Origin of the sequence: Prevotella sp. MA2016 (genome assembly GCF_000619825.1) — a bacterium.
GTDB lineage: Bacteria > Bacteroidota > Bacteroidia > Bacteroidales > Bacteroidaceae > Prevotella.
Map to the genome: position 1 here is coordinate 122,108 of NZ_JHUW01000006.1, position 13,869 is coordinate 135,976.

Below are 13,869 nucleotides of genomic sequence, written 5' to 3' on the forward strand. Positions count from 1 at the left end.
AAATGTAAACAGGATGAAGAATAAGAAGAGTCTTTTAATTATTACATTTTTCCATTTTCTCATTGCAACCATCGTTGCAAGTTGCGCCCGCATGGGGCAGCCTGATGGCGGATGGTATGATGATGATCCGCCAAGGGTGATAGGCAGCACGCCTGCCGACAAAGCAACCAATGTGACAGGCCAGAAAATCACCATCCTGTTTGATGAGTACATCAAGCTGACTGATGCCACTAATAAAGTGATTGTGTCGCCACCTCAACTCGAGGTGCCTGATATCAAGGCATCGGGCAAGAAGATTGTGGTTGAACTGCAGGATTCGCTGATGCCCAACACCACTTACACCATCGACTTCAGCGATGCCATCAGCGATAATAATGAAGATAACCCTATGGGAAGCTATACCTATAGTTTCTCTACTGGCGAGCAGATCGACACCTTCGAGGTGGCAGGATATGTGCTCGATGCCAGCAATCTTGAGCCCATCAAAGGCATCATGGTAGGACTGTATAATGATATCTCCGACTCAGCTTTCCAGACCAAGCCCATGCTGCGCGTGTCGCGTACCGACAGTCGTGGCCACTTTGTCATCAAAGGCGTAGCCCCCGGCACTTATCGTGCTTATGCCCTGCAGGATGCGGATGGAGATTTCCGTTTCACTCAGAAGAGCGAGATGATGGCTTTTAATCATCAAACGTTCGAACCTGGCTCCAAGCCCGATGTGCGTACAGATACCGTCTGGCGCGACTCGCTGCATATCGATGCGCTGCTGAAGGTGCCTTACACCCACTTCCTGCCCGACGACATCACACTGCTGGCTTTCACACATGTGCTTACCGATCGCTTCCTGATCAAGACAGAGCGAGTAGAGGCCAATAAGTTCTCGATGTACTTCAGTTATGGTCATCCTGAGCTGCCTGTCATCAAGGGCTTGAACTTTGATAGCAGCGATGCCTTCTTGGTAGAGGCCAACGAGAAGCAGGATACTATTCATTACTGGTTGCGCGACACTATGCTGGTTAATCAGGATACCCTCCGCATGGAAATCAGTTATCAGATGACTGATTCTGCGGGTGTGCTGGTGAATCAGACGGATACCATCGAGTCGCTGGCCAAGGTGTCGTACGAAAAGAGACTGAAGGATAAGGCCAAGGAGATAGAGCAGTGGACAAAGGATCAGGAGAAGAAAAAGAAGCGTGGCATGGCTTACGACTCCATTTGGCACGAGAAACCCCTGGCCCCCAAGTTTGATGCACCTGCCTCTATGGACCCCGACAAAATCGTAACTGTAGAGATGCCTACACCATTGTTGCGTTGTGATACGGCTGCCGTTCATCTCTACTCTATGATCGACTCTGTATGGTATGAGTCAGAATGCCGTATGCAGCCAGTGCCCAATCATATCCGCAACTATCAGATACTGGCCGACTGGCGCCCGGGTGTAGAGTATAGTCTTGAGGTAGATTCGGCTGCTTTTGAGGATATCTATGGCAAGGTGTCTAAATCCTATAAGCAAGGCATCAAGGTGAAGGCCGAGGATGAGTATGGCACCCTGAAGCTGAACATCTCGGGTGTGGAAGACTCAGCGATGGTGGTTCAGCTGCTCAATGCGTCGGGCAAGATGGTGAAGCAGGCGCGAGTGCAGAAGCATCAGGCCGCATTTAGTTATATCCGCCCTGAGAAATATTACATCAGCGCTTTCATCGATAGTAATGGCAATGGCATCTGGGACACTGGCAATTATGCCGAAGACCGCCAGGCCGAGGCTGTTTATTTCTATCCCCGCGAGATAGAGTGCAAGGCCAAATGGGACATCAGCGAGAACTGGAATGTGCTGGCCACACCTATTTATAAACAGAAGCCTGAGAAGATTACCAAGCAGAAACCCGAGGCTGCTAAGAAACTTAAGAACCGGAATATAGAACGCGCCCGTAAGTTAGGTGTAGAATACCTGAAGGATAAGGGCATAAATGTTGATAGCAAGAAATGAAGAAGCTAATTCTTTCGCTTTGTATCGCCTTTGGTATGAGCCTTTCGGCCCATGCACAATGTGGTATCACTAATACCGCTTTCAAGAGTGGTGAGAGTTTGGAGTATAATCTCTACTTTAACTGGCAGTTTATCTGGGTTAAGGTGGGATCGGCTCAGATGGACACCAAGATGACCAAGTTTGAGGGCAAGGATGCCTGGAAGTCATACTTGATTACACGTGGTAACTCCAAACTCGATAAGTATTTCACCATGCGCGACACATTGCTTTCTTATTGCAACCCCGACCTTTCACCAGTCTATTTCCGCAAAGGAGCCGAAGAGGGTAGTCGCTATTATGTAGATGAGATATGGTACAGCTATCCCAATGGCAACTGTCAGCTGAAGAAGCATCGTATTGATGCTGATGGAGAGCAGCATTGGAAAACAAGCACTTATCGCAGTTGTATCTTCGACATGATGTCAATCTTCCTGCGTGCCCGCAATTTCGACAGTTCAAAACTGAAGAAGGGTCAGGTGATTCCGATGCCTATCAGCGATGCTCGCCACCTTACAAATTCGTGGTTGGAGTTTCGTGGTAGAGAGAACTTCAAGATGAATGGCACTAAGGAGAAGTTTCGCTGCCTGGTGATGTCGTTCTACGAGCGCGAAGATGGCAAGAGCCATGAGCTGATACGCTTCTACATCACCGACGACCAGAACCACATCCCTGTACGTCTGGATATGTATCTGAAGTTTGGTACGGCTAAGGCCTATCTGAAGAGTTATAAAGGCGTGCGCAGCGCGATGACCTCTAAACTCAAATAATCTATAAAGTCAGTAAAGCTATAGTGGTTGGGGGATGTTCCTTCAACCTTTAAGTGCGCTTCCTGGGCGCATCGTGTGGTGTAGGGGCCAAAGGAGTAGATGGGTATGTTGATGGGTTTGCCTTGAGTCTGGGCAAACTGCAGTATTCTCGACAGCACGTAGGCCTCTCCGCCGCTGGTGATGGCCACAGCATCTATGTTGCCGCTGCGCAGCGCGTCGGCCGTCTCAGCGTAGTATTCCTCGCTCATGGCCGAGGTGCGATAGCAATATACATAAGAGATGCTGGCCCCAGTAGCATCCAGGGCCTCCTGGAAGTTGGTGATGGTGAAAGGTACAGGCAGTCCGCAGAACTTGGGCCACAGCACGGCAATACGCTTCTGCTGCAGGCTCTGACTGCTTTTCAGTGCATCCAGGATGCCCATCATGCTGGGCTTGGCATCGGGCAGTGCTGGCGTGATGCCTAACAGCTGCTTGACTGTGTTCTGGTCATTACCGATGGCTATCACCTTGCCATCTATTAATGAGGTGTCAATCCCTGCCGAAGCCAGCGCCCTGACAGCCATGATGCTGGAGCAGATGATGTAGTCGAACGTCTCCAGCTCGTTGCAGAAGGGCAGAAAGGTAGCCCCTGGTGGCAGCAGTGTAGAGCTGATGAAGGGCACAAACATGGGGCGGAAACTGCATGCAGGCCGCTCATCGAAAGCTTTGTGCAGACTTGTGTGGTAAGTGTCTGGTGCTGTAAATAGGATACGTTTTACCATTTTGCTATCATTTGGTTAGGTTTGAATACGCTGATAACGTAGATGAGGCTGACGATGGCAATGCCCAGTTCGATGAGGTAGAGCCCACGATAGTCGAGCCATTCGCCCACACCGCCAGAGATAATAGAGATGAGCGAGGAGCTCATATGAACCACCACCACCTGGATGGTGAAGTCGGTACCCTCGCGCCCCTCGCGCACACAGTCCATAGCCGTGGTGTAAACCACAATCGAGGCAAAGGCGTGGCACGTCTTCACCAGCAGCAGTCCACCCACCAGCAGGGGCAGGGTAGGCGTGATGAAGGTGAGCGCCAGGAAGTAGAGTGGAGCCGTCACTATCATGATGGCCACTATCAGGCGGGCCCGATACATGCCGATGCGGCGGATAAAGATATGAGCCACCCAGGCCATAAAGAACGAGGTGGCTGTGCCCACCATGCCAAACCACACGCCTATCTCCTTCATGTTATACCCTAAGTCAACCATATAGGGGCGCACGTTGGCTATGATGCCGATGATGCCCATGAAATAGAGCAGCAGGAAGATGACGTGGGGGATGATCTCCTTGCGCTTGAAGAACCACAGAAAGTCCATCAGCTTGGCGCGCTGCTTGGGCGAGCGGGGCTCAATATGAATCTTCTTATTAAACTGCAATGGCACCACCATCAGCCAGGCCACCAGGCCCAGCAGGGGGAACACCACGTGCCAGCCAAAGTGGTCGAGCATCACGATAAAGATGCCGCTGCCCAGGAAGGCACCTGCGTAGCGACCCATCGACTGCATGCTGTTCACGGCGCTGTGGTCGCCCTTGCCAAAAGCGCGCACCGCCAGTCCGTCGGTAGCGATATCCTGCGTGGCCGATGCAAACATCGAGAGAAACACCAGCACGAAGATAAAGTAGATGTCGGATGCGATGTCGAGGAAGCCTATGCTGATGATCGACAGGGCGTAGATTGACTCCATGAGCAGGATGAAGCGGCGATAGCTGGCCAGCAGCGAGCACTGCCGATCCACCATTGGCGCCCAGAAAAACTTGATGAGCCAGGGGATATGCACCAGATGCAGCAGGCCGATGGTGGCCAGACCGTAGTTGGCCTGGCGCATGCTCACCTGCATGGCTGTAGTGATGAAAGTAGAAGGTATGAACTGTGCGATATACAGACAGAAAAACGTAGCGAGATTCAGCTTTCGCACATTATCTACTTGCGTGGTTGTTGCCATTGTTTTATGATGGAATTAAAAATTGAGTTCTATGGTAGTACCAAACATGAGCGGCTTGCCAGCCTGTGCATAGTTGCCTGTAGATGACTTGAAGCCGTAGGCCATGTAGTTGGTGTCTGTCAGGTTCTTGCCCCACAGCTCCCAGGTCACGATGCCCTTGGTGAAGGCCATTTTGGCATTGAGAGTGGTGTAGAAGTTCTGGCTCACCACATTATCCTCGGCCCAGTAGATACGACCCAGACCGCGCAGCCCTACGTTCACCATAAAGCGGTCCAGCCAGCCGGTGGGGTTCACCGTATAGTTGGCATCCAGGCTCAGCGTGTGGTTGGGCACCATGGGCAGGCGGTTGTTGGTGTAGCTCACGGTCTCGCTCTTCTCGTAAGAGAGGAATCGGGCGTAGGTGTAGCCATAGTTGGCTGTGAACTGCAGTCCGCTGATGGGACGCACGATGAGGCTCAGCTCAGCACCCTTGCTGTCGGTATGTCCTGCGTTGGTGGTGATGTTGCCCACGCCAGCGATGGTAGATGTAATCTGCATGTGGCGCCAGTCGATGTAGAACAGGTCGGCGCTGATGGTCAGCAGGTTGTCCAGCAGGTTCAGACTGGTTCCCACCTCGTAGTTCCAGCTGTATTCTGGCTCGTAAGAGCGCTCATCCTTGGTAGAGAACGACTTGTTGAAGCCGCCTGGCTTGTAGCCGCGTGTCACCGATACGTAGTAGAGGTTGTTCTCAGTAGTGAGATACTGCAGGGTGAACTTAGGCGTCACCTGCGTAAAGTCCTTACTGCTCTCGAAAGATTCAGCTGTGGCTGATGGCGCGAAATCTGTAAAGTCATAATATCCATCCGTAAATGGCGCAGCTTTCAATTTCAGATTGTCATACTTGGTCTTGGCGTGCTCGTAGTCAAGACGGATGCCGGCAGTAGCTGTCAGTCCTTGCCAGATGTTATAGGTGCTCTGGTGATAGATGGCCAGCGAGCTGGTAGGCACGCAGTAGTCGGTATGGCTCAGTGAGCCTGCCGATGGCGACAAGTTGTCAACGGTGCGGTCCACGTGCTCCATCATGCCAAAGGCACCAATCACCCACTGGTAGCGGCTCTCACTGCTCGACTTGAGAGTGAACTCCTGCGACAGCATGTTCTGGTGGCGGGCATTCTCTACAAACGACTTATCTACAGTGGTGAAGTCCTGGTCGATGCCCTGCTTTGAGTTGATATACTGGAATGACGTCTGACTGTTGAAACTTACCACAGGACCTGTGTAGGTGATGCCCAGTCCGTTGGTGCTTATCAGTCGGCGGAACGAGCTGTAGCGGTTGTAGCTGATGTCCTGCAGCGTGTTGGTCTCTGTGTCCACAGGTGCATAGGGATAGCCGCCCTGGTCGCTGTAGGTGAAGTTGCTCGTCAGTCTCACCAGCCAGTCCTCGGCAGGCTTATAGTAGAGTCCGATACGTTCTTCCGTCTCGTTCATCTTATCCACCTTCTCGTCGAGATAACTGTTGCGGAAGGCGCCATCGTTATGATGATAGAGCGCGCCGAAGGTGAAGCCGAACTTATCTGAGAGTTTGGTATAGTTGGATATCTGTGTGCGCAGGTCGTTATAGCGTCCGTAGCCCAGTCGCACACGGGTGTTCTGATACTCCAGCGGGTTGCGGGTGCTGATGTTGATGATGCCACCAATGGCGTTGCGACCATAGAGTGTGCCTTGCGGGCCGCGCAGCACCTCTACCGATGCGATGTCACCCAGGTCGGTATCAAACGACAGGGGTTCGTAGAATGGCATGCCATCCACGTAGAAGCCGATGCCTGTGCCGTCCGACTTGTTGCCCACACCTCTCACATACACAGGGCAGCTGGCTCTCGAACCATAGTCGGGCATATAGAAATTAGGGATAACGGCAGTCAGCTCTTTGATGCCGTTTATCTGCTGATTGCTAATCTGTCGTGCCGACAGCGCTGAGCGCGATGCAGGCATCAAATCATACTTGTTAGTCTTGAATGCACTCACCACTACCTCGTCGAGTGCAAAAGAGCGCGCCGTGGTAGTGTCGGCGGGTGTCACTTCCGGGCCTTCAACGGCCATCATGGTTGTCAAGAGTAATCCTAAAAACATCTCGTTACTAAATTTTTATTTCTGTTTCTGTTTAAACCACTCGGTGACGAATCGCACGTTCTCGAGTGGCGTATCCTTATGTAGGCCGTGGCCCAGGTTAAAAATCCAATTGGGGTTCTCTTTGAAGAACTGCCAGTAGCGCTCCAGATGCTGTGCTATCACTGCCTGTGGAGCAAACAGCAGTCGTGGCTCCATATTGCCCTGCAGCCCCAGTGCCGGGTCAACCAGCTGTCGGGCTGTGACCAGTGGCGTCTGCCAGTCTATGCTCACATAGTCGCAGTCCTGCAGGCTCAGCATCTGTATGCCTGTGCCGAATCCTTTGGGGAAGAAGATGACGGGCAGTCCGTGCTGTCGGGCAGCAGCCGTTATCCTGCGCACAAAGGGCAGCACCATCTCGGCATAGAGCTCTGCCGATATCACGCCACCAAACGACTCGAATATCTGAAAAGCAGCTATGCCGTGAGCCGCCTGCAGCTGTACGTAATGCTCAGAAGCGCTGGTGATGGCTTCGAGCAGTTGCAGCGCCTCCTCGCGATGAGTATAGAGATAGCGCACCACCTCTGTAAACTGCATGCTCTTGTCGCGCCCGGCCAGCATGTAGCAAAGGCAGGTGAGCGGTCCGCCGCAGAATCCTATCACAGGCGTGTCGCCCGTCTTCTGGTTTGCTATCTCGTCGAGTGTGTTGGCCACATGCGTCAGGTGGTCGGGATTGAAGCTCAACTGTGCTGCGGGATGCTCAGCTGTCAACAGTGGCTGTGGGAAAGCAGGCCCCTCGCTGGTCCATTCCACCTTCACACCCAGTGCCTCAGGTATCACCAGTATGTCGCTAAACAGTATGGCAGCGTCCATGCCCATATCATCGATAGGCATCAGCGTCACCTCGGCAGCCAGCTTGGCGTCGGCCATGATTGTGCGAAAAGGATGTGTCTTGGTCAGATTGCGATAGCGTGGCAATACGCGACCAGCCTGTCGCATCATCCAGACAGGAGGGCGACAGACCGATTCGTGATTGATAACCGCTAAGAAGGGATTGCTATATTGCGCCATATATTTTTTTTGGGTGCAAAGGTACACAATTTTTGCGACCTGTGCAATCCCTATAAATAGGGATTCTAAAATATGCTGCATCATTTGAGCGCCTTTTGGGCGTAGCGATGCAGTTATTTCAATTTATTGAGGTAATATTGGCGCAGCTCTTGCCAGTTGTAGTAGGGCCACTGGGTGGTCTTGATGGGCAGATAGGCTTCGCGCTCGTTCAGTAGGGCTTTCACCAGGATGTCGCCTGTTTTTCCCTTTTTGGGACGATAGAAAATCAACTGGATGTTGCAGCCCATGGGGAAGATGCGATAGTTGCGCCAGTAGGTGTCGAGGTCGTCGAGATTGCTCACGGCCAGGCCACAGTTGTCTAACTCCAGCAGACAGGCCAGAGGCATCACGCACACCTCATGGCCAAAACGCAGGGTGGCCTGAGTCTGGGTGACGGTGTCGGCTGTGGCAATGATATTCTTCAACAAGTTGGTCTGACTGAAAGGCATTTTTCCACCCGACACAGGCGATGGGCCGTAGTCGAGATACCAGCCCACGTTGTTCAGTCGCCACAGGTCGTAAACCTCATCATCGGTGAACAGCGAGAAGAGCTCCAGGTCGGTGTCGTGGCTCTGCATGTTGCAAGCCACGTGAAACAGCTGGCGCATCAGCGAGCTGGCATTCACATTGCTATACACGTAGGCCTGATCGTTGAAGAGCTCCTTCATCAGTCGCTCGGGGTGCGTCCATTTGAGAGTGTAGTGGCTCACTTCCTTGTCGCCGGTCTTGCCCATCTCTTTCACCACGCCTTCCCAAGGCTGGTTGAGATAGTACTGCAGACTCTCGCTCACGTCGTTGTGAATCTGTGCGGTGGGGTTGGCGGCAGCCAGTTCCTCGCATTCGGCTATCATTGAGAGGATGCAGCGGTTCACCACGGTGCTGCGCGCATCTATCTTCAGGTTTTTGGCCTTGAATATCTCAGGAAAATTCTGAACCATGCGCTTGCCGATGCCATGATGCTGGCGCTCGCCCACGGTGGTCAGGTCGCCCAGTCGCTTGTCGGCTGTGGCATAGATGGCCTCGATGGTGGCCAGTGTCTTCTCGCCAAGCGGTGTCAGCTTGCCTTGATCCTTGGCAGCCTTCAGCGTGGCAATAGGTTTGGAGTAGTTGCCGTCGCTGATAAGCCAGCGCGAACCGTGGCGGCCATAGTGGCTCATATAATAAGGTTCGTAGCCTTTTGGGGTGGGGGTCAGCGCCTTGTCGGGCAGTTGTCGGTCGTAGTCCAGATAATTGCTGCCGGCCAGAAATCTGTTGGCTGCAATCTCGTCCTTAGCCGAAGTCTCGAACACTGGTGCCTGTGGCTCTTGTGCTTGTGCGGCCATCGCGAATCCGATGGCAAGGAGTAATAGTTCTCGTTTCATTTCTTAACTGGAATTTGATAATCATGTGCAAAAATACGAATTATCCTCGAAACAACGAAACTTTTGACCGATAAAATACTTGGATGGCGATGTTGTGTCTTCGTTTCGGGCTCAGTGCGCCTGCCGGAGCAATGCAGTGCGCCAACTAAAGTACTGGAGTACGCCCCGGGGCGCACTCCAGTACGGCTGGGATGCACTGCTATGCTTGCTCAGTCGCACCAGTTGACATGCTCCTCGAAGGCATCAAACTTCAACTGGGGCAGCTCCAGATCGTGCAGCACGGTCTTTATCGTCTTTATCTCTTCAGGCGAGCAGAGTCTTTCTCCCCTGCGGCGCTCAAAATAGCCCGTTCGGCCAAACTTGCCTATGAGTCGGTACATAAACTCATTATACTGTCGGGGCAGCATGTGCTCCTTCATGTTCACAAACCCTCGGGCATAAGTCTGGGGCTCGGCCGAGCGATAGAACTGGCACTTGTCCGTCTGTTCTGTCAGCAGCGGATTCACGATCCTGATGCTGACGGTATCCTTAGGCATGGCCTGAGTGGCCAACTGGCGAAGACAGTTGCTGGCCATAGGGCAGGCAGTCTGAAGACAGTGCATGTAGTAACTGGGCACGTAGCGGTAATCAATCATGTTGTTCATAAGTTTCTTTTTTTTTGTTTTTGTTTAGTCTCACGTTTTTTTGTCAGAACTCCTGTGTTTATGCGGGTTTGGGCTGCGGGAGGGTAGCTGTTTACACCCTCCCGTTTAGCCTCCCGTATAGCCTCCCGGTGGGAACTATGCCGCCTTGAGTGGTATCACCTTGTAGTGAGCCACATGCGAGTGCTCTGTGCGCTCAAATCCCTGCATGCTCAGGGCACGACCCAGATAGGTGATGGTGCCGTGATCATCCTTCAGAGTGGGATACTCGCGCCTGATGAGTTTCAGGATTTCCTTGATGCCCAGGGGTTTCACCTTCTCTCCCTCCTTAGGCTTGCGGAAGCAGCTGCTCACGATCTCCAGCATATCCTTCTTGGCCATGTAGTTCAGGTTCAGCTCCTGTATGCGCGCCACCTGAGCATTGTTAAACCAGAAGGGAGCCTTCTGTACGTCCAGTTCGTAGATGATCTGGGCAAACAGCTGATCGTGGTCTATCTCGCCATCGTTGTTGATAAACTGCCCGTCGGGGATGGTCATGCAGATGAATCGGCGACTGCCTGTCACATCCGTCAGGGGGTGTGGATTGTTGGTGGTGGCCACAAACGAGGCATAGCGGTGCAACACCTGCTGCGTTTTGCCATAGATGGGTCGATAGTTCATCATGCTCACCGACAGCAGCTGCTTCAGCTTGGTCATCTGCTTGGGTGTAAATCCATCCAGCTCGTCGATGTTCACCAGCAGATTGTTGGTCAGCGCCATGTTCTTGTCGTTCTGGTTGGCCGTGTTCAGGTGGTCCATGTAGTACTGTCGGAACATAGGAGGCAGCAGTCGGGTAAAGAATGTGGTCTTGCCGCAACCCTGGTTACCTATCAGCACGGGCACGCACTCATTGCCGTGCAGCAAGTCCATCTGTCGCCAGTGGGCCACCATTGAGCGAATCCATACACAGAGAAAATCCAGCTGTTCGGAGGTGATGCCAGGGATACGTCCGAACAAGCGGGCCACGTGGTTCTGTCCGTCCCACTTAGGTAGTTGGTTCAGATACTCGTTGATGGGATCGTAGCGCGCCACATCCTCAGAGTTTACATACTCCATAATCATCTCCTTGGGGCTGTTTTTGGAAATCTGTTCCATCCTGGCCTTCAGTATAATACTGTTGATGGCAGGGTCGGTCAGGTCGCGCCACTCTGTGGGAGCCGACTTCAGGTTTACAAACTCTACCTTACCGTTCAGCTGATTAAAACGGAACTGATAGTTGGTGTTCAGGAACTGCACAATCGCAAGGATTCCCTCAAGTGAGGCGTCAAGTGCCTCACCGTTAAGCGTTAGATTTTTCATCATTTTAAAAAAGATTTTTTTTAAGTTAAAACTAATGGTTAATGAATCGAGTGGTATGTCTCATAGCACTGTTTTTCATATTTCGGGTGCAAAGATACAAAATTTGAAAGCCGTTTGCAAGTTTTTGGTACCAAATTCTTTCATTTTAACAATTCAAAAATGTAGTTTGGTCTCCGACACGGGAGGCTAAACGGGAGGCTAAACGGGAGGGCAGACTAAACCACCCTCCCGTGCCACTTCCCGCATAAACACAGGCCTTCCAAAGAAAAACGGTACCCTGGGAGGGTAGCTTTACCGCTTGCGGGCGATGACGTAGATGATGACGGGGGCACCGATAAGCGGGGTGACGGCGTTAAGGGGGATGACACCACTCTCGCCTGGCAGGTAGCATATCAGATTGCAAACCAGCGCTACTACCGAACCGCAGAGAAGGGTGGCGGGTAGCAGCTGGCGATGGTTGTCGGTGGTGAGCAACAGACGGGCAATATGGGGTACTGCCAGCCCGATGAAAGCTACTGGGCCACAGAAGGCGGTGGTGATGGCGGTGAGCAGGCCTGTCACTATCAGCAGCCAGTTGCGCACACGCATGATGTTGACACCAAGGTTCTCGGCATAGCGGTCGCCCAGCATCAGGGCGTTAAGGGGTTTTATCAGTAGCAAGGCTCCAAGGAGGCCTGCCAGGGTGACTGCGGCAAACACAGGCATATTGGCCATCGACACACCACTGAACGAGCCCATGCCCCACACCATATACGACTTGACACCCTCGTCGGTGGCGAAGAAATTGAGCAGGGATATGGCCGAATTGGAGATGTAGCCTATCATGATACCTATGATTAATAACATGACGCTGTTGCGAACCAGGGTGGAGAAGAAAAAGATGATGGCCATCACCATCATGGCTCCCACAAAGGCTGCCAGCAGGATGGCGGCAAAACCTGTGATGCTGACGGAGCCTACCGACAAGCCGCCACCTAAAAAGAGCATAACCAATGCTACACCCAGGCCGGCACCGCTGTTCACTCCAAACACGCTGGGCCCCGCTAGTGGATTGCGGAATGCCGTTTGCAGCATCAGACCGCTTACGGCCAAGGCTGCTCCGCAAAGGGCGGCCGTGATGGCCTGAGGCAGTCGCGACTCGAGAATGATAAACTGCCACGAGGCTTTGCTGGCTTCATGGCCCAAAAGGATGCTGACAACATCGCCTGCTGGAATACTGACCGATCCCAACAGCAGGTTGAGGCAGAAGAGCACCAACACTACAATGCTTAATGCTAAACAATATGCGGTTCCTTTATTCATTCTGAGGGCAAAAATACCACATTTTTACTAAACAGCCAAACCAATAATTACAAAAATATGCTAAATATGAAGAAAGTTTAGTATATATAATAACTTTTTTGTAATTTTGCAGTGTCATAAACAAATTTAGCATGTATTTTACCGATTATAAACCTAATACTCGTATCGATGTTGCTGATGCCCTGCGCGGAATTGCGGTGGCTGGCATCATCCTGTATCATTCGGTAGAGCATTTCAATATCTTTACTCAAGAGCCGATAGTTTATCCGCTGCCCTCTGATCAAGCGGTGGCCAGCACGCTGGCATGGCTGCTCAGTGGCAAGATGTATGGAATCTTTGCCATGCTCTTTGGTTTGAGTTTCTATATCATGAACGACAATCAGCAGCAAAAGGGGCGCAACTTCTCTGCAAGGTTTGCTTGGCGCATGTGTCTGCTCTTTATGTTCGGACTTGTCAACGTGGCTTTCTATGATGGTGATATCCTGATGCTGTATGCCGTTTATGGTTTGCTGCTCATACCTATTAGCTACCTGCCCTCGCGAGCGGTATGGGCCATCATCGTGCTGCTGGCTATTCAGCCGGTAGAGCTGTTCTGCCTGATTACGGGCACCACCATCGACCACTCTGCACTCTGGGACATGTATTACAAGGTGATGAGCATGCACGAGCATGGCTCGTTTTGGGATAACGTGGTGACAAATCTGCAATACGGGTTTGAACTGAACCTGAGATTCAATGTGTATAGCGGCCGACTCACCCAGCTGCTCTGCCTCTTTATTCTAGGTATGCAGCTAGGGCGCCATCGACTGTTCTACAATGAAGGGCATAACACGCAGAACTGGGAGGTGATATTTGTCTTTTCTGCCTTTGCTGTGGCCGTGTTCAGTCTTGTAGATTTTAGCGATATAAGCATGTGGCTCACCCCCATCTATAATCTTCTGATATTGAGCCTGACAGTATCTGCTATCGTGGCCTCGTGGAATGCCAGCTACGATGTGCGCCGGCTGCTCCGGCATCTGTGCATCTTCGGCCGCATGAGCCTTACCAACTATCTGCTGCAGTCGGTCATCGGCTGTTTCATCTTCTGTGGTTATGGTCTGGCCTGCTATCGCTATCTGGGTGTCACCTATGCCGTGCTGGTTGGCCTTGGCATGGTACTGGTGCAGTATCTCTTCTGTCGCCTGTGGTTCAGCCAGCATCAGCGCGGTCCGCTCGAAGGTCTCTGGCGCAAGCTCACCTGGCTGGGTAGCAAATAGTT

General features: G+C 52.1%; 11 protein-coding genes. 3 read left to right on the forward strand and 8 right to left on the reverse strand.

The window, feature by feature from the left end; all coding sequences use genetic code 11:
* Positions 1-13: 13 nt before the first annotated feature.
* Together T360_RS0100605 and T360_RS0100610 are read left to right on the forward strand one after the other, a co-directional pair.
* Positions 14-1,987, forward strand: a complete 1,974-nt coding sequence (locus T360_RS0100605; protein WP_051523247.1) for an Ig-like domain-containing domain — start codon at positions 14-16, stop codon at positions 1,985-1,987.
* The gene (locus T360_RS0100610) at positions 1,984-2,793 is read left to right on the forward strand and encodes a DUF3108 domain-containing protein (RefSeq protein ID WP_028911062.1); all 810 of its coding nucleotides are present in this window, start codon (positions 1,984-1,986) and stop codon (positions 2,791-2,793) included. Before T360_RS0100605 ends, T360_RS0100610 begins: the two co-directional genes overlap by 4 nt.
* On the opposite strand, the gene T360_RS0100615 is transcribed toward T360_RS0100610, so the two are convergent.
* The 8 genes from T360_RS0100615 to T360_RS0100650 all read right to left on the reverse strand — a co-directional run bounded on the left by T360_RS0100615 (position 2,751) and on the right by T360_RS0100650 (position 12,611).
* Positions 2,751-3,554 (reverse strand): uroporphyrinogen-III synthase, encoded by an 804-nt coding sequence (locus T360_RS0100615; protein ID WP_028911063.1) that lies wholly within the window; start codon positions 3,552-3,554, stop codon positions 2,751-2,753. The two genes, T360_RS0100610 and T360_RS0100615, sit on opposite strands and share 43 nt — an antisense overlap.
* Positions 3,548-4,774: an MFS transporter gene (locus T360_RS0100620; RefSeq protein ID WP_028911064.1), complete on the reverse strand. Its 1,227-nt coding sequence runs from the start codon at positions 4,772-4,774 to the stop codon at positions 3,548-3,550. Before T360_RS0100620 ends, T360_RS0100615 begins: the two co-directional genes overlap by 7 nt.
* Before the next feature lie 15 nt (positions 4,775-4,789).
* Positions 4,790-6,883, reverse strand: a complete 2,094-nt coding sequence (locus T360_RS0100625) for a TonB-dependent receptor (RefSeq protein WP_028911065.1) — start codon at positions 6,881-6,883, stop codon at positions 4,790-4,792.
* Positions 6,884-6,898: 15 nt separating this feature from the next.
* The gene (gene hemE / locus T360_RS0100630) at positions 6,899-7,930 is read right to left on the reverse strand and encodes a uroporphyrinogen decarboxylase (RefSeq protein WP_051523248.1); all 1,032 of its coding nucleotides are present in this window, start codon (positions 7,928-7,930) and stop codon (positions 6,899-6,901) included.
* Between the two features lie 113 nt (positions 7,931-8,043).
* Positions 8,044-9,330, reverse strand: a complete 1,287-nt coding sequence (locus tag T360_RS0100635) for a histidine-type phosphatase (protein ID WP_028911067.1) — start codon at positions 9,328-9,330, stop codon at positions 8,044-8,046.
* Between the two features lie 209 nt (positions 9,331-9,539).
* The gene (locus T360_RS0100640; RefSeq protein ID WP_028911068.1) at positions 9,540-9,974 is read right to left on the reverse strand and encodes a DUF6078 family protein; all 435 of its coding nucleotides are present in this window, start codon (positions 9,972-9,974) and stop codon (positions 9,540-9,542) included.
* A 135-nt stretch (positions 9,975-10,109) separates the two neighbouring features.
* The gene (locus T360_RS0100645; RefSeq protein ID WP_028911069.1) at positions 10,110-11,312 is read right to left on the reverse strand and encodes a VapE domain-containing protein; all 1,203 of its coding nucleotides are present in this window, start codon (positions 11,310-11,312) and stop codon (positions 10,110-10,112) included.
* 288 nt (positions 11,313-11,600) lie between these two features.
* A complete protein-coding gene (locus T360_RS0100650; protein ID WP_028911070.1) occupies positions 11,601-12,611 on the reverse strand; it encodes an iron ABC transporter permease in 1,011 nt (336 codons plus the stop codon).
* Positions 12,612-12,742: 131 nt separating this feature from the next.
* On the opposite strand from T360_RS0100650, the gene T360_RS0100655 reads away from it, so the two are divergent.
* A complete protein-coding gene (locus T360_RS0100655) occupies positions 12,743-13,867 on the forward strand; it encodes a DUF418 domain-containing protein (protein WP_028911071.1) in 1,125 nt (374 codons plus the stop codon).
* Positions 13,868-13,869 lie beyond the last annotated feature (2 nt).

Excerpts from the sequence above, each read along its gene's own strand:
- T360_RS0100655 (WP_028911071.1), top strand. The coding sequence starts at position 12,743 with ATGTATTTTACCGATTATAAACCTAATACTCGTATCGATGTTGCTGAT.
- T360_RS0100615 (WP_028911063.1), bottom strand. The coding sequence starts at position 3,554 with ATGGTAAAACGTATCCTATTTACAGCACCAGACACTTACCACACAAGT.
- T360_RS0100610 (WP_028911062.1), top strand. The coding sequence starts at position 1,984 with ATGAAGAAGCTAATTCTTTCGCTTTGTATCGCCTTTGGTATGAGCCTT.
- T360_RS0100625 (WP_028911065.1), bottom strand. The coding sequence starts at position 6,883 with ATGTTTTTAGGATTACTCTTGACAACCATGATGGCCGTTGAAGGCCCG.
- T360_RS0100635 (WP_028911067.1), bottom strand. The coding sequence starts at position 9,330 with ATGAAACGAGAACTATTACTCCTTGCCATCGGATTCGCGATGGCCGCA.
- T360_RS0100650 (WP_028911070.1), bottom strand. The coding sequence starts at position 12,611 with ATGAATAAAGGAACCGCATATTGTTTAGCATTAAGCATTGTAGTGTTG.
- T360_RS0100620 (WP_028911064.1), bottom strand. The coding sequence starts at position 4,774 with ATGGCAACAACCACGCAAGTAGATAATGTGCGAAAGCTGAATCTCGCT.
- hemE (WP_051523248.1), bottom strand. The coding sequence starts at position 7,930 with ATGGCGCAATATAGCAATCCCTTCTTAGCGGTTATCAATCACGAATCG.
- T360_RS0100640 (WP_028911068.1), bottom strand. The coding sequence starts at position 9,974 with ATGAACAACATGATTGATTACCGCTACGTGCCCAGTTACTACATGCAC.
- T360_RS0100645 (WP_028911069.1), bottom strand. The coding sequence starts at position 11,312 with ATGATGAAAAATCTAACGCTTAACGGTGAGGCACTTGACGCCTCACTT.
- T360_RS0100605 (WP_051523247.1), top strand. The coding sequence starts at position 14 with ATGAAGAATAAGAAGAGTCTTTTAATTATTACATTTTTCCATTTTCTC.